The sequence below is a fragment of the Polaromonas sp. 39-63-25 genome (assembly GCF_002278925.1).
Taxonomy (GTDB): Bacteria; Pseudomonadota; Gammaproteobacteria; order Burkholderiales; family Burkholderiaceae_C; genus Polaromonas.
The window spans coordinates 270,544-297,260 of record NZ_NCJH01000002.1 but is presented as its reverse complement, the minus strand read 5'-3'; the positions used below and the strand labels follow the sequence as shown (position 1 = coordinate 297,260).

The following is a 26,717-nucleotide window of genomic DNA, read 5'->3' as shown; positions in this document are numbered from 1 at the left end:
TCTTGCTTCGCCAAGAGAAAGTAAGCAAAGAGAAGGCGACCCGATGGTCTGGGTCCCTCCGCTTCGCTACGGGCAACCTGCGGTGCTCGGTAAAAGCGGGGTCTCGCTCGAACTCGCCTTCGGCTCAGACAATCGCGAGCCCTGATCCGCTTTTGCCTGCGCTCCTCGGCCCAGCCCGACGGGTTAGGGGGACGAATGCGGATTCGGGGAGGCGAGGACGCGCTTTGCGCGTCCTCGTCAGAGGACAGGACCGTCATGTTTGCACGCGGGCGCAGCACACGCGGCCAAATGAAGCTCCCTCCATCGCCCCGTTGCGGGGCGAGGGGTTAGGGGTGGGAGTGGGGAGTCCATCCTACTGTCCAAGGCAGACAGCAGGCGCAGCGTGACGCAACGAATCCGCGTTCTCAGGCCAGCGCGACTTGCCTGGGGGCGCCAGTTTCTTTCACCCGTTCAGCCAGGTGCGCCAGCGCTTCCTGCACCTGATCGACCAGGATCAGGCACAGGTCACCCGGCTCCAGGCGGGCCAGTGCGGTGTCGATGGCCAGGAACTCGCCGCGGATTTCCTCGATGTGGGTGGTGCGGCTGGCGCCCACCAGTCCGTCGCGCAGCAGGCCCATGACTTCGCCGTCGGCGCGGCCGCGCTGGGCGGCATCCTGGTAGAGCAACACATCGTCAAAAGCGTGGCCGAGAATGATGGTCTGGTCGCGGATGTCGTTGTCCCGGCGGTCGCCGGCGCCGCTGATGACCACGCTGCGGCGTCTGGCCGGCATCGCTTCCACCGCGCTGACCAGCGCGCGCATGGCGTCGGGGTTGTGGCCGTAGTCGGCAATCACGGTGGCGCCGCGGTAGTCCATCACGTTGAAGCGGCCGGGCGCGTTGTGCGCATCGTTGACAAAGCTGGCGAGCCCGCTTTTGAGGGTTTCCCAGGTCACGCCGACGGCCCAGGCCGCGGCCAGTGCCGCCATGACGTTTTCAACCTGGAAGCCGATGCTGCCGTTGCGCGTCAGCGGAATGCTGTGCAGCGGCACACGTTCGCGCCAGGCGCCTTCGGCCGCGACCAGCGTATTGCCGTCGACGTAGACCGTGCGTTTGCCCTGGGCGCGGTGGGTGGCCATCAGGGGGTGGTGCCGGTCGGCGGCGAAAAAGATCACGTTGCCGGGGCAGGCGGGTGCCATGGCCGCGACGATGGGGTCGGCCGCGTTGAGTACGGCGTAGCCGGTTGGTGCGACGTTCTGCACAATCACGCGCTTGAGCACCGCGAGGTCTTCAACCGTGGTGATGTAGTTCAGGCCCAGGTGGTCACCGGTGCCGACGTTGGTCACCACCGCCACTTCGCAGCGGTCAAAACCCAGGCCTTCACGCAGCACACCGCCGCGCGCCACTTCGAACACGGCGGCATCGACGTCGGGGTGCATCAGCACGTTGCGCGCGCTTTTGGGTCCGCTGCAGTCGCCGCTGTCGGTCTGGCGGCCGTTGACGTAAACGCCGTCAGTGTTGGTCATGCCGCAGCGCAGGCCGCTGGCAGTCAGCAGGTGCGAGATCAGGCGGGTGACGGTGGTCTTGCCGTTGGTACCGGTCACGGCCACCACTGGCACGCGGCCGTCATCGCCCGGCGCAAACAGTTCGTTGATCATCGCGCCACCGACGGCGCGGCCCTTGCCGTAGGACGGCGAGAGGTGCATGCGCAGGCCGGGTGCGGCGTTGACTTCGACCACGCCACCGTTCTGCGCTTCGAGCGGGCGCAGCACGCTTTCGCAGACGATGTCCACACCGCAGATGTGCAGACCCACCATCTGCGCGGCGGCCACGGCACGTGCCGCGACGTCGGGGTGCACGTCGCCGGTCACGTCGGTGGCGGTGCCGCCAGTGCTGAGGTTGGCGTTGTTGCGCAGGATCACGCGGCGGCCGCGCGCCGGAATCGATTCCGGCGTGAGGTCTTGCGCGTTCAGTCGGGCCACGGCGATGTCGTCAAAGCGGATCTTGGTCAGCGAGGTGGCATGGCCCTCGCCGCGGCGCGGGTCCTGGTTGACGATATCAACCAGTTCGCGCACCGTGTGCAGGCCATCACCCAGCACCTGTGGGGGCTCGCGCCGCGAGGCGGCCACCAGCTTGTTGCCGACGACCAGCAGGCGGAAGTCGTTGCCGGGCAGGAATTTTTCGACCATGACGGTGCCGTGTTCGGCCGCTGCACGGAAGGCGATCTCAAGGTGGTCGCGGTCCACGATGTTGACCGTGACACCCTTGCCCTGGTTGCCGTCCTGCGGTTTGAGTACCACCGGCAGGCCGATCTGCAGGGCCGCGGCCCAGGCTTCATCGGGGTCGGCGACGGGCTGGCCCATGGGCACAGGCACACCGGCGGCGAGCAGCAGTTTTTTGGTCAAATCCTTGTCCTGCGCAATCGATTCGGACACCGCACTGGTGGCATCGAGCTCGGCGGCCTGGATGCGGCGCTGGCGCGAACCCCAGCCAAACTGCACCAGGCTGCCCTTGGTCAGGCGCTTGTACGGAATGCCGCGGGCGACAGCTGCGTCCACAATGGCGCCGGTGCTGGGGCCGATACGTTCGTCTTCGTCGAGGTCGCGCAACTGGGCAATCGCGGCTTCCATGTCGAAGCCGGTTTCGTGGAGCGCGGCGTGGATCAGCGCCTGGGCCAGTTCCAGCGCCAGCCGGCCGACCGCTTCTTCGCTGTACTCGACCACCGTCTGGTAAACGCCGTCCTCGAGCGTGGCGGCCGTGTGGCTGAAGGTCACGGGGCAACCGGCCTGGGCCTGCAAGGCCAGTGCCGCCGATTCCAGCACATGGGCCAGCGACACGGGGCCGACATAACCACCCGGACGCAGCGCGCCTATGGCGGGAAACAGCGAACGCACGCGCGGTTCAAAGCCGGGCAGGGCGTCAATGGCGCACTCGGCCTGCGTGCAGGTGATGATGGCCTCAAGCGCCGTATGGCGGCTCCAGAGGTTGGGGCCGCGCAGTGCACGGATGCGGGTAGCTTTCATTGATGTGTCTTTCCGGGCTGGGGTCCGCGGGAGGGGCGTTTTTTTGCGAGGGAGCCGGTGTTCATGGGGGTCATGCGACCTTTTCTTCCTGGGGGAAGCGGTCTGCCGCCTTTTCCAGGTTGAAGGCTTCAATGCCGGCGCCTATCAGGTTGAGCGGGATGTCGAGCGCCCACGCCGCTGAAATGGCAGCAAGCAGGCTGTCTTCGGCCGTCGGGACATGCCGGCCCTGCCAGACGGCCAGTTTGTCCAGGCCGGGCAGGAAGGCTTCGCTGGCGCCGGTGGCCAGCACGACCTGGCCCTGACGCATGAAAACCGCCCGGCCGCCACCGTCCAGGTGCATGGCAATGGCGGGCAAATTCGGGTCGGTGGCGTAAAAGATCACCTCGCCGTCACACAGGCGGGCCATCTCCACGATGAGCGGATCGGCGGCATTGAGCACGGCCACACCGTCGGACAGCACGACATCGACTTGTGAGCGCATGACCTTGAACATCTGCGCTTCGCCTGCCACATCGAATTCGCCCAGCGCTTCGGCGCCTTCCAGGTCGGTGACCACCCCAACCTGGCAGCGGTCATAAACCAGGCCGCTGCGCAAAATGGTGTCGGCCCCGTTCTCAAAGACGGCGGCCTGTACGGCACGGTTGATCAGCAGGCGCTGGCCGGCCTCCCAGTGCGTGCAGTCGCTGGCATCCAGGCAGCGCCCGTCCAGGAACAGACCGTCACGACAGGCCAGGCCGGTGTGCCGGCCCGAGAGCTGCAGCAGCCAGGCCACCAGGCGCGCCACATTGTGCGTGCCGACCGAGCCAGCCACGCCGACCACGGGAATGCGGCCGCTATGGGTGCCTTCGGGCGCTTCGGGAAACAGGTGCTCACAAATGGCGCGGCCAACCGGACGCGGCGCACCTTCGGCCGGCTTGAGGTGCATCAGCAGGCCGGGACCGGCGTTGACTTCCACAATGGCGCCGCCCTGGACATGCAGGGGTTTGGAGATGTCCTGCGCCACGACATCCACGCCGGCAATGTCCAGGCCAACGACGCGGGCGGCCAGCGAGACGATATGGTCGACCTCGGGGTGGATCTCGTCGGTGCAGTCAATCGCCACATTGCCGTTGCGCTGGATCAGCACCTGGCGCCCGGCGTCCGGCACCGAGGCGGGGCTGAGGCCCTGGCGCTGCAGGTCCAGCAGGATGGCTTCGTCCTTGTCGAGTTCGATCAGGCCGAGCGGAAAGTCTTCGGTGGCGCCGCGCCGCGGGTCGGTGTTGAGCTGCGCTTCGACCAGTTCGGCCACGCTGGCGCGGCCATCGCCGCGGACCGTCGCGGTCTCCCCGCGTGCAGCGGCGACCACCCGGCCGCCCACGACCAGCAGTCGGTGCTCGTGGCCGCGCACAAAACGCTCGACCATCACTTCGCTGCCCTGCGGCTGCGCGACCCGGAAAGCGGCTTCAACCTGCTCGCGGGTGGTCAGGTCCAGCGACACGCCGCGGCCGTGGTTGCCGTCGGTTGGCTTGACAACCACCGGCAGGCCAATTTCCTGCGCGGCCTCCCAGGCGGCTTCGGCGCTGCCCACGATTTCGCCTTCGGGCACGGGCACGCCGCAGGAAGCCAGCAGGCTTTTGGTCAGGTCCTTGTCGCTGGCGATGCCTTCGGCAATCGCGCTGGTGAGATCGGTCTCGGCCGTCCAGATGCGGCGCTGGCTGGCGCCATAGCCCAGCTGCACGAGGTTGCCGTCATTCAGCCGGATGTGCGGGATGCGGCGCTCGGTGGCGGCGGCGACGATGGAGGCCGTGCTGGGGCCGAGGTAACACTCGTCGACCTTGTCGCGCACGCGGCCAACCGCCGCCTGCAGGTCCGCGTCGCTAAAGGCCTCGTTGTTGACGGCGGCCATCAGCAGGCGGTGGCCTTCGGCCAGCGCGCTGCGTGCCACCTGCTCGTCGCGGGCGCGGACCACCATGCGGTAAATGCCGCGCTTCGAGGTACTGCGGGTCTGGCCGAAACCGGTGGGCATGCCCGCCAGGTTCAGCAGTTCGATGACGACATGCTCCAGCACATGGCCGGCCCAGGTGCCCTCGTAGAGGCGCTGGATGAAGCCGCCGCGCTCCCCGACGCCGCAGTGGTGCTCCAGCAAGGCAGGCAACAGTGCGACCAGGCGGTCGCTGAAACCCGGTAGCAGGTTGGAGGGAAAGTCCTCCAGGGTGCCGAGGTCCATCCAGACTTCCAGCACAGGGCGGTAAGTCCAGATGTTGGGGCCGCGCAGGTAGTTGATATGCAGAAGCTGGATGTCGTCCTGTTTGCTCATGTTTTTCTGATTTCGGTCAACCGGTCGGGCCGGGGCAACGTTCTTTTCTGGATAAGCGCCCACAACGGGCGTTTCTGTTTGTTCGGGCAGGTTTTCCGGTCCGGTGTCCGAATCTCGCATCAGCCGGCACGGATTGGGCGAAAATCCCTGATTTGGCCCCACCGTTTCGGGGCACCGGTTTTTACGGCTTCCACATCACAATGCAACATTCCTCTCCGGTCGACGCCTCCAGCGAGGCTGGTTCAGCGCAGACGGACCTGCGCGCGCAACTCGCAAACCATGAGAACGTGTTATGTACGGTGCTGGTTGACCTGAATCAGCAACTTCGTTTTTCCCGGGGTTTGCTGGCTCTGACCGACCGCCGCCTGATGGCCCGCGACCCGGAAACCGGCCTGTGGGCCAGCTGGCCGTTGCGCCCGGCGGAGGCCTCCGGCCACCTGCCGCCCCTGTCGCTGCGCCATTTCGACCATGCCGGTGTCGGCACGCTGGAGCTTCACCAGGGGGGGCAGCGCCTGGCCAACTGGCGGTTTACGCTGGCGGCCAATGTGCAGGCGCTGCGGCTGCTGCGCCTGTTCGAGCAGCAATTGGCGCCCGGTGCGGCTGCCGCCAGCGACGACATGGCCCTGTGCCCCTTTTGCGATACGGTGCTGGCGACGGACAGCGACGAGTGCCCGACCTGCGCCCGCGAACTGCACACGCCGCCGTCGACCTGGGTCTTGCTGCGCCTGTGGCGCTTTGCCCGGCCTTACCAGTGGCAGCTGCTTTCCGGGTTTTTGTTGACCCTGGCCTCCACCGCCGCGACCCTGGTGCCGCCTTACCTGACGATTCCGCTGATGGACGACATCCTGATCCCGTTCCAGAACGGCCAGCAGATCGAGACCTGGAAGGTGCTGGCCATCCTGGGCGGCCTGCTGGCGGCGGCGCTGCTCGGCTGGGCGCTGAACTGGGCACGCACCTATTTGCTGGCGCTGGTGTCCGAACGCATAGGCGCCGACCTGCGCACGGCCACGTTTGACCACCTGCTGGAGCTGTCGCTGGACTATTTCGGCGGCAAACGCACGGGCGACCTGATGAGCCGCATCGGCTCGGAAACCGACCGCATCAATGTGTTCCTGTCGTTGCATGCACTCGACTTTGCGACCGATGTGCTGATGATCCTGATGACGGCCGCCATCCTGTTTTCGATCAACCCCTGGCTGGCGCTGGTGACCCTGCTGCCGCTGCCCTTCATCGCCTGGATGATCCATGCGGTGCGCGAGCGCCTGCGTACCGGTTTTGAAAAAATCGACCGGGTCTGGTCCGAAGTGACCAATGTGCTGGCCGACACCATTCCCGGCATCCGCGTGGTCAAGGCCTTTGCCCAGGAAAAGCGCGAAGCCCAGCGTTTTCGCGATGCCAACCGGCATAACCTGCTGGTCAACGACAAGCTCAACAAGGTCTGGTCGCTGTTCACGCCGACGGTCTCGCTGCTGACCGAAATCGGCCTGCTGGTGGTCTGGGCCTTCGGCATCTGGCTGGTGTCGAAGCAGCAGATCACGGTCGGTGTGCTGACGGCGTTTATCGCCTACATTGGCCGTTTTTACACGCGGCTGGACTCCATGAGCCGCATTGTCTCGGTCACGCAAAAGGCGGCGGCCGGTGCCAAGCGTATTTTCGACATCCTCGACCACGCCTCGAATGTGCCGGAACCGGCCAACCCGGTGCCCATGGCGCCCATGCAGGGCCGCATCGAGATGGTGGGCCTGGGCTTCCGTTACGGCAACCGCGCAGTGATCCGCGGCCTGGACCTGACCATTCAGCCCGGCGAGATGATAGGCCTGGTCGGCCACAGCGGCTCGGGCAAAAGCACGCTGGTCAACCTGATCTGCCGCTTCTACGACGTGACCGACGGCAGCATCAGTGTGGACGGCACCGACATCCGGCGCTTCACCGTGGCCGACTACCGGCGCAATATCGGCCTGGTGCTGCAGGAACCCTTTCTGTTCTTTGGCACCATCGCCGAAAACATCGCCTACGGCAAACCCGGCGCCAGCCGTGCCGAGATCGTGGCCGCGGCCCGTGCCGCCCATGCGCACGAGTTCATCCTGCGCCTGCCGCAGGGTTACGACTCGCTGGTCGGCGAGCGCGGGCAGGGCCTGTCGGGCGGCGAACGCCAGCGCATCTCGATCGCGCGCGCGTTACTGATCGACCCGCGCATCCTGATTCTCGACGAGGCGACCTCGTCGGTGGACACCGAGACCGAGCAGGAAATCCAGAAAGCCCTCGACAACCTGGTGCAGGGCCGTACCACCATTGCCATCGCGCACCGCCTGTCCACACTGCGCAAGGCCGACCGCCTGGTGGTGATGGACCGCGGCCAAGTGGTTGAGGTCGGGCCGCACGACGAACTCATGGCGAAGCAGGGCGCCTACTGGCGGCTCTACGAAGCCCAGGCGCGCCAGGTCGACAGTGAGGGCAATGCCGATGCCGAGGAAGGCCGCATCGCGCTGGCCACCTCGCAGGTGGCCCACACCGCGCAGCGCAACGGCAATGTCTGAAGGACTCCGCATGACCACCCCCTCCATTTCTGCCAGCCCTGCTTTCCAGCTCGAGCGGCACGCCTCGGGCCAGCTGCTGCTGGTTGTTGCCCCTGACGGCGAGCAGCACCTGGGCGTGGTGCCGGTGCGCGCTTTCCCGATTGCCGCGCCCGACGAAGGCATCTCCCTGATCAGCAGCGAAGGCCATGAACTGGTCTGGCTGGAACGGCTGAGCGAGTTGCCGCAGCTGCAGCGCAGCTTGCTGCAGGAAGAACTCGCGCTGCGTGATTTTGTGCCGGAGATCACGCGCCTCATCAGCGTGTCGAGCTTCGGCACACCCAGCACCTGGACGGTGGAAACCGACCGCGGCGACACCTCGTTCGTGCTCAAGGGCGAGGAAGACATCCGCCGCCTGAGCCGCCAGTCGCTGCTGATTGCCGCCGGCCATGGCGTGCATTTCAGTGTGAAGGACATGGGGGCGCTGGACAGGGCTTCCCGGCGCTTGCTCGAGCGCTTTCTCTGACCTCTATCGCTTGGCGCTGTTGGCTTCCCTGTCGGTCGGCTCAGGGAGGGTGCTGGCAGTATCTTCCGGTGTCACCAACGGGCCCGCAGCGGCTCCGCCCAGTGCGCCAGCCACGCTACCCACGGTGCCGCCGACCAGGACACCGACCGGGCCGGCCAATACGGCGCCAACGGCTGCGCCGGTAGCCGCACCGGCGATCATGCCGCCGCCCATCAATACAGAGTTGGATTCGCGGTCGGACTCTGCCGCCGTGAGGGGAAGCTGCGCCGCAGGTTCAGGATCCTGCGACGGAATGCCGTGGCCGGGCCGCGCCTGCTCGGCAAGGTCTTTGTCTGCCGGATCAACGTTAAGCGGCCGGGTGGCAGAGGTGGTGGATGGGGACATGAGTCGCTCCTTGGAAGTTGACTGACGAGGGCATGAGCGCCATAAGCGCTACCACTCTGGTGTAACTCCGGCACCTGCACCGGGCGAGTCGTCGGGCAGGCCGCGCCTCTGTCAGACAATGCCCTTCACTGAGGCGGCTCCATCCGCCAATCTCAGGCCGCAAAGGGGTGGGATGAAGTCAAGGATGACGGAGGCACCCGTAGTATGGATGCATTTCGCTATGATTTTAATAGCTGGTTGCCCACGTATTACTTGGGCTGGAGCCCGATTTCATGCGTAAACCGGAGCTGGCGGCCTCAACCGCCCTGCGTGCCCCGATGCGCCCAGCCGGTCGTGTGTTTCTCGATGTAGCTGAACAGCTCGTACATGATCATTGCCATCGCGCCGATCACCACCAGCCCGGCAAAAGCCAGCGCCATGCGTTGCTGCGAGCCGGCGCTGAGCATCAGGTAGCCGATGCCGGAGTCGCCGGCCGTCATTTCGGCCAGCACGGTGCCGACAAAGGCCAGCGTGATCGCGATCTTGAGGGAACCGTAGAAGTAGGGCATGGAGCGCGGCAGGCCGACCTTGACCAGCACGTCCCAGCGTTTGGCGCCCAGCACGCGCAGCACGTCCTCCAGCTCGGGCTCCAGCGTCGCCAGGCCGGTGGCCATGTTGACGGTGATCGGGAAGAAGGAAATCAGGAAGGCGGTCAGGATGCCGGGGCCGACGCCGATGCCGAACCAGACGATCAGGATGGGCACAATCGCCGCCTTGGGCACGGCGTTGAAAGCGACCAGCAGCGGATAGACCGCGGCATAGGCCAGGCGCGAGGAGCCGACCAGAAAACCCAGCATCACGCCGACCACGATGGACAAGCCGAAGCCGACCATGGTGACCCAGAAGGTTTTCCAGGCGGCCTGCGCGATCGGGCCGGCGAACTCGGCCATGGCCTGGGCAATCGCCAGCGGCGCGGGAAAAATGTATTCGGCGATGCCGAACACCATGACCACCCCTTGCCAGAGCGCCAGGATGGCTGCCAGCAGCACAAACGGGGACCAGCGCTCAATCTGTTTTTTGCTCATGCTATTTGCCTTCAGCGGCGGGAACCGGGTTGATGACGGGCGTGCGGATGGCGCCGATGTGGCTGCGCAACTCGTGCACGATGTCGCCGAAGGCCTGGGTGTAGGTCACCTCGAGGTCGCGCGGGCGCGGCAGGTCGATCTCGCGTTTGACGACAAAACGCCCCGGGCTTTTGCTCATCACATACACGGTGTCGGCCAGGAAGACCGACTCGCGCAGGTCGTGCGTGACCAGGATGACGTTGAAACGCTGCTCGGTCCAGAGGTCGCGCAGGATGCACCACAGCTCCTCGCGCGTGAAGGCGTCGAGCGCGCCGAAGGGCTCGTCGAGCAGCAGCATCTTGGGTTCGTGGATCAGCGCGCGACAAATGCTCACGCGCTGCTGCATGCCACCCGACAGCTGCCACGGGAACTTGTCCTCGTAACCCCCCAGGCCGACCTTTTGCAGCAGCTTGCGTGCGCGCTCCTCGAATTCCTTGCGTTTGGACTTGAACTGGCTGCGAAAGGGCTCGACGATCTCCAGCGGCAGCAGCACGTTGTCGACCGTGGTCCGCCAGGGCAGCAGTGACGGCGCCTGGAAAGCCATGCCGGAAATCTTCAGCGGGCCGGTGACCGGCTGGCCGTCGATCATGATGCGGCCCTTCGACGGCATTTTCAGGCCAGTGGTCAGCTTCATGAAGGTGGATTTGCCGCAGCCCGAGGGTCCGACGATGGCGATGAACTCGCCCTCGCGTACCTTGAGGTCGATGGCTTCCACGGCGAAGTGGTTTTGCGCCAGCAACTCATCGTTGTAAGCGAGCCAGACGTCGCTGAAGTCAACAAAATGGCCGTCGGGATGTGCTTGCATGGTTTTTTGAGTTTTGTGATTCGCCCGGAGTCTTCAGGACAACGGCCGGCATTTCAGGGAAAGGCCGGCCGTGTCGTTCAAGGTGCTTGCCGGAACGGGTGGCCGGCGGGCGCCCTGTAGATCTACTTCTTCGCTGCGGGCAAAACGTTGAGCTCGGCCGCCGTGGGCAGGAAGGAACCGTTCCACACGCTGTCGGCATTGACGCGTGTCTTGGTGTTGAAGGCGTCCGACACCTGCGAGGCCATCAGTGTCAGGCGCGGGCCCTTGGCCTGGCCGAAACCTTCGGCACGTGCGTCGGGGCTGTTGATCACGGTGTCAATCGCCAGCTGCAGGCGGCGGGTTTCGAGCGCGGTGTTGATGATGCCGTCGCGTGCCTTGACGTCTTCAATGGCGGCGGCCGGTTTGGCGATGACGTCCTTCACGCCCTTGGTGAAAGCCAGCAGGAAGGCTTTCACGGCGGCGGGGTTCTCCTTGATCATTTTCGGCGAGGCGATGATCACGTTGCCGTAGAGCTTGACGCCATTGTCGGCGTAAGGCAGCACCACCACGTCCGCGGCTTTCACACCGCGCGCTTCGAGGTTGAGCAGCGAAGTGAAGGTGAAGCCGGTGATGGCATCGACATCGCCCCGAACCAGCATGGTTTCACGCAGTGGCGGGTCCATGGCCGTCCACTGCACGCCGCTGATGCCGTTGGCCTTGGCAAAAATCGGGAAGGCGCGGCGGCCGGCGTCAAACACCGGGGCACCGAGTTTTTTGCCGTTCAGGTCGGCGACGGTCTTGATGCCGGACTTTTTCAGCGCCATCACCGAAGCGGGCGTGTTGTTGTAGACCATCATCACCGCGATCGGCTTATTGGGGGCATCCGGGTTGTTGGCGTGGAATTCCATCAGCGCGGCCAGGTCGGCAAAACCCATGTCGTAGCTGCCCGACGCCACACGTGTGACGGTGCCGCCCGAGCCGTTGCCGGCGTCGATCGTGACATCCAGCTTGGCGTCCTTGAAGTAGCCTTTGGCGGCAGGGGTCAGAAACAGTGCCGCCGGTCCTTCAAAACGCCAGTCCAGCTGGAACTTGACGGGTGTGTTCTGGGCGTAGGCATGGCTGCCCACCGCCGCGGCTGCAGTGACGGCCAGGGCTGCGAAGGTCTTGATGAAAGCGCGTTTTGTCATGGGTGCTCCGGGGAAGGTTGGGGATGTATCACGTCAAGCAAGAAAAATGCCGGGTCGGTGGCTGGAGGCACCCTGTGCCTCTTTGATTGTGGGTCGGGTGCGCGGCGCAGCCATTGGGATATCCCCTGAACCGGCGCACCGGGCAGAAAAGGGATGGTTGACGGCGCCAGGCGTTCATGGCGAGGGCGCCAGCAGTTCACGCAGCGTGCGCGCAATCACCTTGGTCGCGCCGCGCAGATCGTCGAGAACCAGGTGTTCGTCAGCGCGTTTGGCATTGGACTCGAGCACCGTGCGTGGCCCGGCGCCGTAAATCACGCCCGGTATGCCGGCCTCGGCGTACAGGCGCACATCGGTATACAGCGGCGTGCCCATCGCCGGGATGGGCTCACCGAAGACCGCCTGGCCATGCTTCTGGATCGCATCGACCAGCGGCTGGTTGCCCGGCAGCGGCTTGAGCGCATTGGCCAGCAGCAGGCGCTTGATTTCGACGCGGACACCTTCGCACTCCTTGGCGGCATCATTGATCACCTTGCGGATATCCCGTTCCACTTCAAACGGTTTTTCCTCGGGAATCATGCGCCGGTCCAGCTTGAACATCACCTTGCCCGGCACGACGTTGGTGTTGGTGCCACCTTCGATGCGGCCCACATTCAGGTAGGGATGGTTGATGCCCTCGACCTTCGAGCTGACCTTCTGGTACAGCGTGTTCTGCGCGTACAGCGCATTGAGGATGTGCACGGCGGCCTGCAGTGCATCCACGCCGGTGTCGGGAATGGCGGCATGGGCCATCTTGCCGTGCACCGTGACTTCCATCTGCAGGCAGCCGTTGTGGGCGGTCACCACTTCATGGCTGAAACCCGCGGCGATCAGCAGGTCCGGCCGGGTGAGCTTGTTCTTGAGCAGCCAGCCGGGGCCCATCTCCCCGCCGAACTCCTCGTCGTAGGTGAAATGCAGTTCCACGCTGCCGTGCAGCGGGACATCCAGCGCCTCCAGCGCCCGCACGGCAAAGGTGTAAGTGGCGAAATCGGACTTGCTGACGGCCGAGGCCCGGCCGTAGATCCTGCCGTCCACGACCTTGCCGCCATAAGGTTCCTGGGTCCAGCCTTCACCGGGCGGCACCACGTCGCCGTGGGCGTTCAGCGCGATGGTCCTGCCTTCGCCATAACGGCGACGCACGATCAGGTTGGTCAGGGACTCGAGCCCGTAGGCCTTGACCTCCACCGGGGCGATCTTGTGTTTTTCCGCTTCGAAACCGAAAGTGTGGAGAAGTTCGGCCGTGCGTTCGGCATGCGGGGCATTGTTGCCGGGCGGCGTGGGTGTGGGCACGCGGATCAGTTCCTGCAGAAAACGCACTTCCTCGTCGAAGTGGGCGTCCACCCAGGCATCCAGTTTTTCGTCATCAGTCATGGCTGGGTCCGGCAAATTGGTTCAACAGGTGCTGGAAAGCCCGGACGGCCAGGTCGATGTCGTCGCTGGTCGTGCTTTCCAGCGGGTTGTGGCTGATGCCGGAATTCTGGCCGCGCACAAACAGCATGGCCTGCGGCATCACCTCGTGCAGCTTCATCGCGTCGTGGCCCGCGCCGCTGGGCATGCGGTAAAGCGGAACGCCCAGGCTGTCCACCGCTTTTTCCCAGCGCTGTTGCCAGTCCGGGGCACTCGGCGCTGCCGCTGCGCGCATGGTCTGTTCGGTGGTGTGGTGGACACCGCGGCGTTCGCAAATGGTTTTCAGTTCGGCCAGCACATCGGCCACCATCGCGTCGCGCTGTGCATCGTTGGGCGCGCGCAAGTCCAGCGTGAACTGGCAACGGCCGGGCACCACGTTGGTCGAGCCGCCGGGCACCGTCCAGATGCCGATGGTGCCGACCGAGTCGCCGTCGCGTGCCGCGCGCTGCTCCACATACAGCGCGAGTTCCGCCACGGCCAGGGCCGCGTCGCGCCGGCGGTTCATGGGGGTGGTGCCCGCATGGCTGGCCATGCCGGTGACCTCGCAGGTGTAGCGCACACCGCCGTTGATGGAGGTCACGATGCCCAGCGGGATGTCGAGTTCGTTGAGCACCGGTCCCTGCTCGATGTGCACCTCGACAAAACCCAGGTAATCGGCCGGCTTGCGCTGCAGCGCGCGGATGGCCTCCAGCGTGGCCGGCAGGCCGGCGTGTTGCATGGCCTCGCGCATGCTGATGCCGTCGGCGTCTGTCTGGTCCAGCCAGGCCGGATTGAACTGGCCGATCAATGCGCCGGAGCCGAGAAAAGTGGCCTTGTAGCGCTGGCCTTCTTCTTCGGCAAAAGCAATCACTTCAAAGTCGAAGGGCAGGCGCTTGCCCGCGCGAGACAGCTCGGCCACGCAGGCCACGGGTACAAAAATCCCGAGCCGGCCATCGTACTTGCCGCCGTTGCGCACGGTGTCGTAATGCGAGCCGGTCATGAGTGTCTTCACTCCCTCTCCCGCTGGGAGAGGGTTGGGGTGAGGGCGCGCCTTGTAGCGGCCCACCACGTTGCCGACCGCGTCCACGCTGACTTCATCAAAGCCGCTGTCCCGCATGGTCTGTTCAATCAGCCGGGCGGCCGCGCGGTGCGCGTCAGTCAGGTAGGTCACCGTGAGCTGGCCTTTTTCCAGGTAGCCCGGGTCGCTGAAAACGCCGAGTTTCTCCTGCCAGTCCCAGACCTGGTTGCCCAGGGTCGGCTCCGCACCGAACTTGTCGTTGAGCCGCAACTCGGCGATGCGGTGGATGTTGCGCAGGGCCTCGGCGAGCTCGAAGTCGGGGTGGTTGGCCAGGCGCTGTTCAAAGGTGGCGATGATCTCCTGCCGGCTCAAGCCGGTGCCGCGCGGGCCGCGCACGGCGAGGATGAAGGGAAAACCGAACCGTGTGTTGTAGGCGGTGTTGAGTGCCTGGATGCGCGTGAACTCGTCGGGCGTGCAGTCCGTCAGGCCTGCCTTGCCCTGTTCGTTCGTCGACTCGGCGGTCAGTGTCTTGCTGATCATGGCCTTGCCGGCCAGTTCGGGGTGGGCGCGAATCAGCGTCAGCTGGGCCTCGCGGCCGGCTTCGCGAACGATGCTGGCCGTCACGTGTTTGAGGTGGGCCAGCGACCGGAAAGGGCGGTGTGCCAGCGCGGCATCGGTGATCCACGGGGAATGTTCGTAGAGGCCGGCCAGCCAGGCCGCGGCTTGCGGGGCCGGGGCGGTGTTCAGTTGTTCAAGGGTCAGGGACATGGTCATTCTTTGAAGGGGTGGACTTGCTGCCAGTGGCGTGCGATGTCGATGCGGCGGCAGATCCAGACATTCTCGTGCTGCTGGACATGGTCGAGGAATTTCTGCAGCGCCACGATGCGGCCGGGCCGGCCCAGCAGGCGGCAGTGCATGCCGATGCTCAGCATCTTGGGCGCGTTCAGGCCGTTCGGGTCGCCTTCGGCATACAGCGCGTCGAAGCTGTCGCGCAGGTAGGTGAAAAAATCATCGCCCTGCGAGAAGCCCTGGGGCAGCGCAAAACGCATGTCGTTGGTGTCCAGCGTGTAGGGCACCACGAGCCGCGGCACCACGGTGCCGTCGGTGCGCGCCACTTTCATCCACAGCGGCAGGTCGTCGCCGTAGTAGTCGCTGTCGTAGGCCAGCTGGCCGTCGTCGGCGACCAGCCGCCGGGTGCGCGGGCTGTCGCGGCCGGTGTACCAGCCCAGCGGCCGCTGGCCGGTCATCTGCGTGATGATGTCCAGGCCCAGGCGCATGTGTTCGCGCTCGACCACTTCGTCCACGCCCTGGTAGTTGATCCAGCGCAGGCCGTGGCAGGCGATTTCGTGGCCCAGCTCGACGAAGGCGGCGGTCAGCTCGGGGTGGCGTTGCAGGGCCATGCTGACGCCGAACACGGTCAGCGGCAGCCGGCGCTTTTCAAATTCACGCAGGAGACGCCAGACGCCGGCGCGCGATCCGTACTCGTAAATGCCTTCCATGCTCAGGTGGCGCTCCGGGTAGCTGGGCGGGTTGGCCATCTCGGAGAGAAACTGTTCGGAGCCGGCGTCGCCATGCAAAACGGCGTTTTCACCGCCTTCCTCGTAGTTCAGAACGAATTGCACGGCAATGCGGGCCTGACCCGGCCACTGCGCATGCGGCGGCGTGCGGCCATAGCCAACCAGGTCTCTGGGATAGGGCAGGGTGGTGTCGTAGGTGGTCATGCGCGGGTTCAGGACAGGGCCATGGAAATATCATTGGCCGGCAGCGGGCGGTCAAAGCTGAGGTTTTCCTCGACGTGCTGCAGGTGCTCGTCCATCAGGCGCACGGCGCGCTCTTCGTCCCTGGCGGCCAGGGCTCTCACGATTTCGGCGTGTTCGTCGTGCGAGTGTTCGGCGGCGCTGGCGCTCTGGTACATCAACGTGATCAGCGAGCAGCGCGAAATCAGGTCGCCCAGCATCTGCGCCAGCACCTCGTTGCCCATCAGCTCGGCCATGCGGACATGAAAATCACCCAGCAGCTCGGTGCGCCCCGGCGCGTCCTGCCGGTCCACGGCCATTTTTTCCTGCGCCACATGTTCCTTCAGGGCCTTGATCCTGGCCGGTGTGACGCTGCGCACAAATGCCCGGGTCATCTCGGCTTCCAGCATGCGGCGCACCGCAAACACCTGGCGCGCCTCGGTGACCGAAGGCGCAGCGACAAAGGCGCCGCGCGCGGGCTCGAGCCGGATCAGCTGGTTTTGCGAGAGCTGGAACAGGGCCTGGCGCACCAGCGTGCGGGAAACGCCGAAGTGGTCGGCCAGTTTCTGCTCGGCCAGCTTGGTGCCCGGATGCAGCCGGTGCTCCACAATGGCCTTGGTCAGGGCTTCAACAATGGCGCTGGTGGTGGACGATTCCATGGCGCAAATGATAGTCGGAAAGCCCAAAAGTGTATACACTTTCAGTAGACCATCCGGCGAACAGATTCACCGCAAACAAGGAGTTGACATGGGCCTGAGCACACATGTGCTGGACACCATGCACGGCACGCCAGCGGCCGGCATGTTCGTCGAGCTGTACACCACCGACGGCGATCGGACCACGCTGGTGAAAGCCTTTCATCTGAACAGCGACGGCCGCAACCCCGACGGGCTGCTCTATGACAACAGCAGCCTGCGGCGCGGCACCTACCGGCTGGTGTTCGACGTGGCGGGGTATTTTCGTGCCCGCGGCGTGACGCTGCCGGAGCCGAATTTCCTGAACCGGGTGAGCCTGGACTTCGGCGTGGCCGATACCAGCCAGCATTACCACGTGCCGCTGCTGGTCAGCCCCTGGAGTTATTCCACCTATCGCGGATCGTGAACCTGAGGTAGGGCACCCTGCACAGTGAACGCATGCGGGCTCTATCTCTATTTCAGGCAGGGGCCGCAGGCGCAGCGGCCCCCTCGGGGGGCAGGGCGCTACACGAAGTGAGCAACCGTGGGGGCCTAAGTCTGCCCTTCGGTCAGTGTATCGAGCTGGAATTTGCCGCTTTTGTGCCAGAGCCAGGTGTCGGTGTAGACAACCTTGCCAATGCGCACCGGCGCCGGGAAAGGCGACGCGGCCTTGATCATGCGTTCGATCTCGGCAATCACTTCCGGCGCATGGCGCGGTGCGCGCATCCAGTCGAGGCGGGTCACGATGCCGACCTGGTTGATTTCCACGTTCAGCACACCGATGGCGTACAGCAGCGGCGGCATTTTGCCCTTGTAGATGCGGTCGGCGTGCAACCCGTAAAGGTGGCTGGCGCCGCTTTGGCGGTAGGCGCGGGCCGTCGGTGCGGCCGATTGGCGCGCCGAGCCGGCCGGGCCGGAGATCGGGCCTATCGTGGTGGGCGGTGCCGCAGGCTCGGGTGCCGCTGCCGGCGGGGGAGCGGACTTGCAGGCGGAAACAAGGGCGCCGGCTGCAGTCGAAAGCAGGGCCGCAAGCCAGAAGCGGCGGTGTGAGGATTCAGGCATACGTATCCTTGTGTAGTTGCCAGACGGTGGCGGCTGCTATTGTGCAGTCTGCCCGGGCTCAGGTTATGTAACAGAAACCGGCTGCCCCGAGGCTGAATTATGCGTTCTGCGGGCCCCGACAGGGGGCCGTGTATCAGAGGGTTTCTACCGTGAGTCAGCTCAAGGATTTGTTTTTGGCCCGGCTGGCGCTGGAGCCGGCGGTGCTGGTCGAGGTGACCGCCACCGAAGGCTCGGTGCCGCGCGAGGCCGGCACCTGGATGGCGGTTTTTGCCGGAACGGCGGTTGGCACCATAGGCGGCGGCCATCTGGAATATGAAGCGATGGCGAGAGCGCGCGCACGTCTGCAGGGGTTGCCGGGTGAGGCGCTTGGACGTTTTGTGCTCGGTCCGTCGCTGGGGCAATGCTGCGGCGGCGTGGTTCATTTGCGCTTTGAACCCGTCGGGCCTGACGACGTGTCGGGCCTGCGCCGCCGGCTGGATACAAATTTACAGCCTGTTGCGCTTTTTGGGGGCGGGCATGTGGGTTTTGCGCTGATTCAGGTGCTCTCGCGCCTGCCGTTTGCGCTGAGCTGGATCGACAGCCGCGACGGCATTTTCCCGGAGGCGGTGCCGGACGACGTGGTGTGCGAGCATTCCGACCCGGTGCAACGCGCGGTGACTGGCCTGGCGCCGAACTCGCGGGTGCTGATCATGAGTTTCAGCCACGCCGAAGACCTGGACATCGTGGCCGAATGCCTCAGGCGCCTGCGCGAGCGGGGCGACCTGCCCTACATCGGCCTGATCGGCAGCAAGACCAAATGGGCAACCTTCCGGCACCGGCTGGAGGCACGTGGTTTCAGCGCGGAAGAACTGGCGCACGTGACCTGCCCGATCGGCCTGCCAGGCATCCCCGGCAAGGAGCCCGAGGTGATTGCGGTGTCCGTCGCGGCACAGTTGTTGCATGCCGGCAGGGCATAGATCGCATACACTTTTGCGATCTGGTCGCAGCGGAGCACTTCTTGTTGTTCGTGGCCTTTGTCTGCTTACAGCGCCCGCAGTGGTGAGCAGCTTGCACAAGGCAGCGCCGCGTCGCTGCATAGGTTGAGACATGGAAAGTTACCTTCTCGACTGGGCCAACCTGCTGCTGCGCTGGGTCCACGTCATCACCGCGATCGCCTGGGTCGGATCCTCGTTTTATTTTGTTTTTCTCGATTCCAGCCTGACGCCGCCGGTCGATGAAGACTTGAAGAAACAGGGCGTCAGCGGCGAACTCTGGGCCGTGCACGGCGGCGGTTTCTATCACCCGGTCAAGTTTGCAGTCAAGCCGCCCACCTTGCCCGCCCACCTGCACTGGTTTTACTGGGAAAGTTACAGCACCTGGCTCACCGGTTTTGCGCTGTTCACCGTCTCCTACCTCTGGAACGCCGGCACCTACCTGGTCGACAAATCGCTGATGGACTGGTCGCCCGGCGCCGCCATCGGCGTGGCACTTTCTTTCTTTGTGGTGTTCTGGATGCTTTACGACGGCATCTGCCAGCTGTTCGGCAAACGCAAAAACGGCGATGCGATTGTGGGCGCGCTGGTGCTGGGGCTGGTCTGTGTGGCGTCCTGGCTGGCCTGTCACTGGTTTGCGGGGCGCGCCGCGTTTCTGCTGGTGGGCGCCATGATCGCCACCGCGATGAGTGCCAACGTGTTTTTCTGGATCATCCCCGGGCAGCGCAAGGTCGTGGCCAGCATCAAGGCCGGCGAGGCGGTGGACCCGGTGCACGGCCAGCGCGGCAAACAGCGCAGCGTGCACAACACCTATTTCACCTTGCCGGTGCTGTTTGCGATGCTGAGCAACCACTACAGCTTCACCTGGGGCCACCCGCAGAACTGGCTGGTGCTGATGGTCATGATGCTGGCCGGCGCGCTGATCCGCCAGTTTTTTGTCATGCGCCATGGCTACAAGCTGGGCCGCAACGGTAACCCGCTGCCCTATGCGCTGGTCGGGCTGGTCCTGATCCTCGGCGCCATCGTCTGGATGAAGCCGCCGCCCCAGCCCGCAGGTGCCGGGCTTGCTACTGATTCAATAGCTGGTGGCGTAGGAGTGGCGGGGGCTGTAGGCCAAAATGACTATATAAATCTGCAAAAAGTGCTGGAGCAGCGCTGCTACCTGTGCCACGGCGCGCAGGTGCAGATGAAAAACATCCGCCTCGACTCGCCGGCGCTGCTCAGGCAGCATGCGCAGGCGGTGTACCAGCAGGTGGTGGTCAGCAAAACCATGCCGATGAACAACTCCACCGGCATCACCGAGGCGGAACGGGCCCTGGTCCGGCAATGGTTCGAAGCCGGCGCGCCTGTACCCTGAGACCGTCCTGAGCACGCCTTTTACCAGCGGGTGACCAGGCCCGCGGCCCGCGTGGACGATTTCTCGAAGTGTCCCGCCAGGTAGTCCACAAAGGCGCGCACACGTGCCGACACCTGATGGCGCTGCGGCCAGACCGCATGAATGTCGGCCAGCGGGGTCTGGTAGTTCTCCAGCACCTGGCGCAGCCGGCCGCTGCGCAGGTAACGCGCGACGTCCCATTCGGCGCGCATCACGATGCCATGGCCGGCCAGCGCCCAGTTGACGGCAATCTCACCGTCGCTGGTGCTCAGGTTGCCGCGCACCTTCACGGTTTCCGTGCGTTTGCCCGACGTCAGGCGCCAGATGCCGTAGGCCTCGTCGCCCTGGCGGATGCCGATGCAGTTGTGCTGCGTCAGGTCGTGCGGCACTTTGGGGGGGCCGTGTCTGGCCAGGTAGGCGGGGGCCGCACACAGCAGACGCCGGTTCGGGGCCAGCTTGCGGGCGATCACACGCGCCTCGGGCGGCTCGCCGAAGCGCACGCACACATCAAAGGCATCCTCGCTGGCCGGCGGGGGGTTGACCGTGAGCTGCAGCTGGACCTGCATGTCCGGGTGCTGTTTTACGAAGCTGGCGATCAGCGGGGCGATGTGGCTGCGCCCGAAACCCGGGGTGGCGTTGACGCGCAGCAGGCCCTTGGGCGCCGCCACCGCGCTGGATACCAGTTGCTCCATGTCGGCGATCTCGGCCAGAATGCGCCGCGCATGACTGAGGTAGATCTCGCCTTCGGGCGTGGGGCTGATGCGGCGCGTGGTCCGGTTCAGCAACTGCACGCCCAGCCGCGCTTCCATGAGCGCCAGGCGTTTGCTGATGGCCGGTGTGGTCACGTCGAGTTCGCGCGCCGTGGCCGAGAAGCTGCCGCAACGCGCCAGCAGGCTGAAAAAAGCCATCTCGGAAGGGGCGGAGGCGGGTGTGCTCATTATTAAATCAAAGTCAACAATGCCATAACTTTAAGGCGTTCTGTTGAATCGGGCAAGCGCTAGAGTCCATGCTTGTTGATGATTTCAAGGACATGTCATGAAGGTTTACAAGATTGCCTGCATTCCGGGCGACGGCATTGGCAAGGAAGTGGTTCCCGCGGGTCAACAGGTGCTGCAGGCCCTGGCCGCCACACAGAATTTCGGTTTCGCTTTCACCTCCTTGGGCTGGGGCGGCGACTGGTTCCGCGCGCACGGCGTGATGATGCCGGACGACGGCCTGGATGCCCTGCGCGACCAGGACGCCATCCTGTTCGGCTCGGCGGGTGACCCGCACATTCCCGACCACATCACGCTCTGGGGCCTGCGCCTGAAGATCTGCCAGGGGTTCGATCAGTACGCCAATGTGCGGCCCACGCGCATCCTGCCCGGCATCGACGCACCGCTCAAACGCTGTACGGCGAAAGATCTGGATTGGGTCATCGTGCGCGAGAACTCCGAGGGCGAATATTCCGGCGTCGGTGGGCGTGCCCATCAGGGCCATCCGATCGAGGTGGCCACCGATGTGTCGATGATGACGCGCGCCGGCGTCGAACGCATCATGCGGTACGCCTTCAAGCTCGCGCAGTCGCGCCCGCGCAAGCTGCTGACCGTGGTCACCAAGTCCAACGCCCAGCGCCACGCGATGGTGATGTGGGACGAGATCGCGCTGCAGATCAGCAAGGAGTTTCCGGACGTGACCTGGGACAAGGAACTGGTGGACGCCTGCACCGCGCGCATGGTGAACCGCCCGGCCTCGCTGGACACCATCGTGGCGACGAATCTGCACGCCGACATCCTGAGCGACCTCGCGGCGGCGCTGGCCGGCAGCCTGGGCATTGCGCCCACCGGCAACATCGACCCCGAGCGCCGCTACCCCTCGATGTTCGAGCCCATCCACGGGTCGGCCTTCGACATCATGGGCATGGGCCTGGCCAATCCGGTCGGCACGTTCTGGAGCTGCGTCATGCTGCTCGATCACCTCGGTGAACACGTGGCGGCGCAGCAGCTGATGCAGGCCATCGAGGCCGTCACTGCCAACCCGGCCCTGCATACGCGCGACCTGGGCGGAAACGCCACCACCGCGCAGGTCACCGCCGCGGTGTGTGGGTTGCTCGCCCAGCAGGGCGGCACGCAGCAGGCGCGCGCGGCCTGAAAATTTTCCCCGTGGCATTCACATAAAACAAGGAGACAGCAGCATGAAAGTTGACATCAGACAATGGATAGGCATCGCCTGCCTGGCCGCCGCACCCGCCGTCATGGCGCAAGCCTGCCCGGACAAGAACCTGCAGTACTGGCAGGCTTTTCCGCCCGGCGGCGAGTCGGACCTGTCGGCGCGCCACCAGCAGGTGGTGCTGAAGAAAAAGTGCCCGGCCATCGACACCGTCATCCAGTACAAGGCCGGTGCCGGCGGCGCGCTGATGTGGTCGCAGATGAACACCCTGCCCGGCGACGGGCTCAACATCGTGGGTGTGAACCTGCCGCACATCGTGTTCCAGCCGATCGAAGGCCTGGTGCAGTACAAGACGCAGGACATCACGCCGGTGTTCTGGTTCCACTACACACCCGATATCCTGGTGGTGCCCGAGCAGAGCCCGATCAGGAATTTCGCGGACTTCATCAAGGCGGCCAAGGCCGACCCCGGCAAGCTGAGCCTGGGCGGCTCGGGCCAGAACTCGGCCAACCATGCGGCGCACGAGCGCATGAATGCGGCCTTTGGCGTCAAGACCATTTATGTGCCGTTCAAGGGTACGGGCGACATGGCGACCTCGGTCATGGGCGCGCAGGTCGACGGTGCAATGACCTACACCGCGTTTGCCATCAACAACAAGACCCGCATCCGCCCGCTGGCGGTGGCCATGGACAAGCGCCATCCGCTGATGCCGGATGTGCCGACGTTCAAGGAGCTCGGTGTGGACTGGGTGGACGGTGCCTACCGCGGCATCGGGGTGCCCCGCAGCACGCCGCCCGAGACCCGCAAGAAGATTTCGGACATGTGGGCCGCCTTGAACAATGACCCCGAGATGAAAGCGCTCGCCGCCAAAAGCGGTTTCGAGCTGGTCAACGTGGGGGTGGACCAGATGGACGCGTTCATGAAGGAAAAGACCCGCTTGTACACGGACGGCGCGCAGCGTCTGGGGCTGGGCAAGAAGTAAGCGGACCGTCGGGCCCGCTGCGCTATCAGGCAGCGGGTTACCGGCGGGTGACGGCGGCACAATACGGGGCAGGAGACATCGAATGACTGCACCCGATCCCGCTACCCGCCCGCGCCAGTTCCTCGAGCATCTTTACCAGGCCGCGGTCACGCGTGCCATGCCGCTGCACAACACGGCCGCCTGCCTGCCCAAGCCACCCAAAGGCAGAACCCTTGTGATCGGCGCCGGCAAGGCCGGTGGCTCGATGGCGCAGGCTGTCGAAGCGTTGTGGCCGGCGGATGCGCCGCTGGAGGGCCTGGTCGTCACGCGTTACCACCACATTCCACCGCGCCCCGAAGGTCTGCCGCAGCGCATCGAGATGGTCGAGGCCGCCCACCCGGTGCCCGACGCGGCAGGGCTGGCCGCCTCGCAGCGCATTCTGGCCATGGTGCAAGGTCTCACAAAAGACGATCTCGTGTTGTGCCTGATCTCCGGCGGCGGCTCGGCCTTGCTCACGCTGCCGGCAGAAGGCTTGAGTCTGGAAGACAAGCAGCGCATCAACAAGGCGCTGCTCAACAGCGGCGCCAACATCGTCGAGATGAACTGCGTGCGCAAACACCTCTCGCGCATCAAGGGCGGGCGCCTGGCCGCGGCCTGCGCGCCGGCGCGTGTGGTCACGCTGACCATCAGCGATGTGCCAGGCGACGATCCGTCCATCATTGCCAGCGGCCCGACCGTGCCCGACGCCAGCAGTTGCGCCGATGCACTGGCCATCCTGAAACGTTACGGTATCGACGTGCCGGCGGACGTGTTGTCGCGACTGGAAAGCGGGGCGCTGGAAACCCCCAAGCCCGGCAACCCGGCGTTTGGCGGCCATCAGGTCCACATGATGGCCACGCCGCAGCAGTCGCTCGAGGCTGCCGCGGCTGCGGCGCGTGCGGCGGGGCTGCAGGCCTACATCCTCAGCGATGAAATGGAGGGCGAGTCGCGCGAGGTCGGCAAGGTGCATGCGGCGCTGGCGCGTGCGGTGGCGCTCAGGGGCCAGCCCTTCAGCAAACCCTGCGTGATCCTGAGCGGCGGCGAAACCACGGTGACGGTCCGACCCCTGCAAGCGGGCGCTGCCAAAGGCCGCGGCGGGCGGGCGGGCGAGTTCTGCCTGGGCCTGGCGCTCGCGCTGCAAGGCCAGGCCGGGGTCTATGCGCTGGCGGCCGACACCGACGGCATCGACGGTGTGGAAGACAACGCCGGTGCCTTTGTGGCGCCCGACACCCTGACGCGCGCGGTGGCGCAGGGCATGAAGATCAACGGCTTCCTGGACCGCAACGACGCCTATGGCTACTTCGAACCGCTGGGCGATCTGGTGATCACGGGGCCCACCCATACGAATGTCAACGACTTCCGTGCGCTATTGATTTTGTAGCTGGCTACGCAATGTCCATAAGGATTGTGGCGAGAAGAGGTTGTCATCCCGGGCTTGATCCGGGATCCATGCTTGCTGACTACTCACGTTGTTTATGGCGCAGCGGTTTGCCCACAAGCCGGGGGGTTGCCCGGCGGCAAGTAACTTTCTTTTGCGTCGCCAAAAGAAAGTCACCAAAGAAAAGGCGACCCGATGGTCTGGGTCCCCTGCGCTTCGCTCCGGGGCAACCTCCGGTGCTCACCGAAAGCGGGGTCGAGCTCGAACTCGCTTCGCTCAGACAATCGCTCGCCCTGATCCGCTTTCGGCTGCGCTCCTCGGCCCAGCCCGACGGGTGGGGGGGAGCGGGAGCCAATACAAATTCGGGGAGACAGGACGCGCGCAGCGCGTCCTGTCGAATCTCCTGGGACCGTCATTTTTGCACGCGAGCGCAGCACACGCGGCCAAATGAAGTCCCCCTCCATCGCCCAGCGGGGCGAGGGAGGGGTTAGGGGAGGGAGTGGGGAGTCAAGTCCTGCTGTCTGTGGCACGTCCGGGTGCCGCACCTTGCCAACGACAGTGGGCAGGGGGTTGCCCGCAATGACAAATCAGGGGTAGCTGGCCGGTCGCTGGTCCGGCTCTACTCGCACAGCGCGCGAATGTCGGGCGGAATCGGCAACGCCCGTATGGCTTCCGGGTTGTCGGCACGCCGGCCTGCAAAGATGCGCACCTCGTCACATTCCATGATGGCGTCGTCCCCGCGCATGATGCGGTAACGCTGCACAAAACTTTTCTCGCGCCATTCGGGGATGGACGTGTGGATGTCCAGCATGTCGCCGTAGGTGGCGGTGCGCAGAAAGCGCGAGTGCGTGTCCACCAGCGGCGTGCCGATCACGCCGATTGTTTTTTCGGTCTCCTGCCAGGACGGCACACCGCATTGGACAAAAAAGTTTCGCGAGGCGGCATCTATCCAGCGGAAGAAATTGGGAAACCACACAATGCGCGCCGGGTCGCAGTCGCCGAATTCAACGCGGATGGTGTGGGTGATCTGTTTGCTCATGGGTGAATTATGTCGTCAGGCTTCCGGTCCGTTCGCCCTGAGCTTGTCGAAGGGGGGCTTCGACAGGCTCAGCCCGAACGGTGGGTGTGAGCGACCGTGGGGGCCTTACTCATTCAGCCTTGATATTGCGGGCCCGGATCAGCGCGCCGAAACGTGTGCCGTCAATGGCTGCGCGCATGTTGAAGTCGGACGGCGACATCGGGGCCGGAATGCCCCCTATGGCCATGATGCGGTCTTTCACCGGCTGCGTCGCGAGGATCTTGTTGATCTCCTGGTTCAGGCGGCTCACGACGGCCGGCGGGGTGCCGGCCGGCGCGTAAAAGCCGAACCAGGTGTCGGCGTCGAAGTTTTTCAGGCCGGCTTCGTCCAGGGTGGGCACATCCGGAAACAGGGGCGAGCGTTTGGCGCTGCCCACGGCCAGCAGCTTGAGCTTGCCGGCCTTCACATGCTGCAGGCCGATGCCCGGGTCGAACATGAAGTCGAGCTGGCCACCCAGCAGGTCCTGCATGGCCGGCGCCGCGCCGCGGTAAGGCACGTGCACCGCAAAGCTGTTGGTCTGGGCCTTCAGCATCTCGGCCGCCAGGTGTGGCGAGCTGCCGTTGCCCGGTGAGCCGAAGGACAGCTTGCCGGGGTTGGCCTTCAGGTAGGCCAGGAATTCCTTCACGTTGTTGACCGGAAGCGTTGGTTTGACTTCCAGGAACACCAGCACGCGTGCCGCGGCCGCCACCGGCACCAGGTCCTTGGCCGGATTGAAGGACATCTTCGGGTACAGGTGCGGGTTGACCGACACCATGCCGCCCGAACTCATGAGCAGGGTGTAGCCGTCGGCAGGCGCCTTGGCCACGGCTTCACCGCCGATGTTGCCGTTGGCGCCACCGCGGTTTTCCACCACCACCGGCTGGCTCAGGGCTTCGGCCAGCGGCGTGCCGATGGCGCGTGCCAGCTGGTCGGCCGCGCCGCCGGGCGGGAAGTTGACGATGACCTTGACCGGCTTGGCCGGCCAGGTCTGCGCCTGGGCTGCGGAAAACAGGCTGCTGGCGATCAGCGCCAGTGCCAGCAGGGTGCGGCGGCCGGGTTGAAAGAATGGGCTCATGGTTTGTCT

The 26,717-nt window shown here is 65.2% G+C and carries 22 protein-coding genes; 8 read left to right on the top strand and 14 right to left on the bottom strand.

Annotation, left to right across the window (positions count from 1 at the left end):
• Nucleotides 1–404 precede the first annotated feature (404 nt).
• On the bottom strand, nucleotides 405–2,999 hold the full coding sequence (gene cphA, locus B7X65_RS04060) for a cyanophycin synthetase (RefSeq protein WP_293592911.1): 2,595 nt from the start codon (nucleotides 2,997–2,999) through the stop codon (nucleotides 405–407).
• 70 nt (nucleotides 3,000–3,069) lie between these two features.
• Complete coding sequence (cphA, locus tag B7X65_RS04055) at nucleotides 3,070–5,295, bottom strand: cyanophycin synthetase (RefSeq protein WP_293592909.1); 2,226 nt, start codon at nucleotides 5,293–5,295, stop codon at nucleotides 3,070–3,072.
• 200 nt (nucleotides 5,296–5,495) lie between these two features.
• Between cphA (B7X65_RS04055) and B7X65_RS04050 the strand changes: the two genes are divergently transcribed.
• Nucleotides 5,496–7,832: an ABC transporter ATP-binding protein gene (locus B7X65_RS04050; RefSeq protein WP_293592907.1), complete on the top strand. Its 2,337-nt coding sequence runs from the start codon at nucleotides 5,496–5,498 to the stop codon at nucleotides 7,830–7,832.
• A 10-nt stretch (nucleotides 7,833–7,842) separates the two neighbouring features.
• A complete protein-coding gene (locus B7X65_RS04045; protein ID WP_293592905.1) occupies nucleotides 7,843–8,334 on the top strand; it encodes a DUF1854 domain-containing protein in 492 nt (163 codons plus the stop codon).
• Nucleotides 8,335–8,337: 3 nt separating this feature from the next.
• Here B7X65_RS04045 and B7X65_RS04040 read toward each other — a convergent pair whose 3' ends face one another.
• The 8 genes from B7X65_RS04040 to B7X65_RS04005 form a co-directional block, all read right to left on the bottom strand.
• Nucleotides 8,338–8,718 (bottom strand): hypothetical protein, encoded by a 381-nt coding sequence (locus tag B7X65_RS04040; RefSeq protein ID WP_293592903.1) that lies wholly within the window; start codon nucleotides 8,716–8,718, stop codon nucleotides 8,338–8,340.
• A 296-nt stretch (nucleotides 8,719–9,014) separates the two neighbouring features.
• The gene (locus B7X65_RS04035) at nucleotides 9,015–9,782 is read right to left on the bottom strand and encodes an ABC transporter permease (RefSeq protein ID WP_293592901.1); all 768 of its coding nucleotides are present in this window, start codon (nucleotides 9,780–9,782) and stop codon (nucleotides 9,015–9,017) included.
• Between the two features lies 1 nt (nucleotide 9,783).
• On the bottom strand, nucleotides 9,784–10,626 hold the full coding sequence (locus tag B7X65_RS04030) for an ABC transporter ATP-binding protein (protein WP_293592899.1): 843 nt from the start codon (nucleotides 10,624–10,626) through the stop codon (nucleotides 9,784–9,786).
• 122 nt (nucleotides 10,627–10,748) lie between these two features.
• Nucleotides 10,749–11,792 carry an ABC transporter substrate-binding protein gene (locus tag B7X65_RS04025; RefSeq protein WP_293592897.1) on the bottom strand — a complete coding sequence of 348 codons (1,044 nt, stop codon included), beginning with the start codon at nucleotides 11,790–11,792 and terminating at the stop codon, nucleotides 10,749–10,751.
• Nucleotides 11,793–11,966: 174 nt separating this feature from the next.
• Complete coding sequence (locus B7X65_RS04020) at nucleotides 11,967–13,199, bottom strand: ArgE/DapE family deacylase (protein WP_293592895.1); 1,233 nt, start codon at nucleotides 13,197–13,199, stop codon at nucleotides 11,967–11,969.
• Nucleotides 13,192–15,000: a 2-oxo-4-hydroxy-4-carboxy-5-ureidoimidazoline decarboxylase gene (gene uraD / locus B7X65_RS04015; protein ID WP_293592893.1), complete on the bottom strand. Its 1,809-nt coding sequence runs from the start codon at nucleotides 14,998–15,000 to the stop codon at nucleotides 13,192–13,194. The genes B7X65_RS04020 and uraD overlap by 8 nt, the downstream gene beginning before the upstream one ends.
• 2 nt (nucleotides 15,001–15,002) lie before the next feature.
• Entirely contained in the window at nucleotides 15,003–15,953 is a 951-nt protein-coding gene (gene puuE, locus B7X65_RS04010; protein ID WP_293592891.1) for an allantoinase PuuE, read from the bottom strand.
• A gap of 8 nt (nucleotides 15,954–15,961) precedes the next feature.
• Nucleotides 15,962–16,627: a GntR family transcriptional regulator gene (locus tag B7X65_RS04005; protein WP_293592889.1), complete on the bottom strand. Its 666-nt coding sequence runs from the start codon at nucleotides 16,625–16,627 to the stop codon at nucleotides 15,962–15,964.
• Between the two features lie 88 nt (nucleotides 16,628–16,715).
• On the opposite strand from B7X65_RS04005, the gene uraH reads away from it, so the two are divergent.
• On the top strand, nucleotides 16,716–17,069 hold the full coding sequence (gene uraH / locus B7X65_RS04000) for a hydroxyisourate hydrolase (RefSeq protein ID WP_293592887.1): 354 nt from the start codon (nucleotides 16,716–16,718) through the stop codon (nucleotides 17,067–17,069).
• 125 nt (nucleotides 17,070–17,194) lie between these two features.
• Here the strand turns inward: uraH and B7X65_RS03995 are convergent, their stop codons facing one another.
• Nucleotides 17,195–17,704, bottom strand: a complete 510-nt coding sequence (locus B7X65_RS03995) for a hypothetical protein (protein WP_293592885.1) — start codon at nucleotides 17,702–17,704, stop codon at nucleotides 17,195–17,197.
• A 149-nt stretch (nucleotides 17,705–17,853) separates the two neighbouring features.
• Between B7X65_RS03995 and xdhC the strand changes: the two genes are divergently transcribed.
• Entirely contained in the window at nucleotides 17,854–18,660 is an 807-nt protein-coding gene (gene xdhC / locus B7X65_RS03990; RefSeq protein ID WP_293592883.1) for a xanthine dehydrogenase accessory protein XdhC, read from the top strand.
• Nucleotides 18,661–18,790: 130 nt separating this feature from the next.
• On the top strand, nucleotides 18,791–20,032 hold the full coding sequence (locus B7X65_RS03985) for a urate hydroxylase PuuD (RefSeq protein ID WP_293592881.1): 1,242 nt from the start codon (nucleotides 18,791–18,793) through the stop codon (nucleotides 20,030–20,032).
• 20 nt (nucleotides 20,033–20,052) lie between these two features.
• Here the strand turns inward: B7X65_RS03985 and B7X65_RS03980 are convergent, their stop codons facing one another.
• Nucleotides 20,053–20,988, bottom strand: a complete 936-nt coding sequence (locus B7X65_RS03980; RefSeq protein ID WP_293592880.1) for a LysR family transcriptional regulator — start codon at nucleotides 20,986–20,988, stop codon at nucleotides 20,053–20,055.
• 97 nt (nucleotides 20,989–21,085) lie between these two features.
• On the opposite strand from B7X65_RS03980, the gene B7X65_RS03975 reads away from it, so the two are divergent.
• The 3 genes from B7X65_RS03975 (at nucleotide 21,086) to B7X65_RS03965 (ending at nucleotide 24,579) form a co-directional block, all read left to right on the top strand.
• Entirely contained in the window at nucleotides 21,086–22,180 is a 1,095-nt protein-coding gene (locus B7X65_RS03975; RefSeq protein WP_293592879.1) for a tartrate dehydrogenase, read from the top strand.
• Between the two features lie 43 nt (nucleotides 22,181–22,223).
• Nucleotides 22,224–23,180: a tripartite tricarboxylate transporter substrate binding protein gene (locus B7X65_RS03970; RefSeq protein WP_293592878.1), complete on the top strand. Its 957-nt coding sequence runs from the start codon at nucleotides 22,224–22,226 to the stop codon at nucleotides 23,178–23,180.
• Nucleotides 23,181–23,262: 82 nt separating this feature from the next.
• A complete protein-coding gene (locus B7X65_RS03965) occupies nucleotides 23,263–24,579 on the top strand; it encodes a glycerate kinase (protein WP_293592877.1) in 1,317 nt (438 codons plus the stop codon).
• A gap of 616 nt (nucleotides 24,580–25,195) precedes the next feature.
• On the opposite strand, the gene B7X65_RS03960 is transcribed toward B7X65_RS03965, so the two are convergent.
• Complete coding sequence (locus tag B7X65_RS03960; RefSeq protein WP_293592876.1) at nucleotides 25,196–25,615, bottom strand: thioesterase family protein; 420 nt, start codon at nucleotides 25,613–25,615, stop codon at nucleotides 25,196–25,198.
• A 109-nt stretch (nucleotides 25,616–25,724) separates the two neighbouring features.
• Nucleotides 25,725–26,708, bottom strand: coding sequence for a tripartite tricarboxylate transporter substrate binding protein (locus B7X65_RS03955; RefSeq protein ID WP_293592875.1), 984 nt, complete (start codon nucleotides 26,706–26,708; stop codon nucleotides 25,725–25,727).
• Nucleotides 26,709–26,717: the final 9 nt, after the last annotated feature.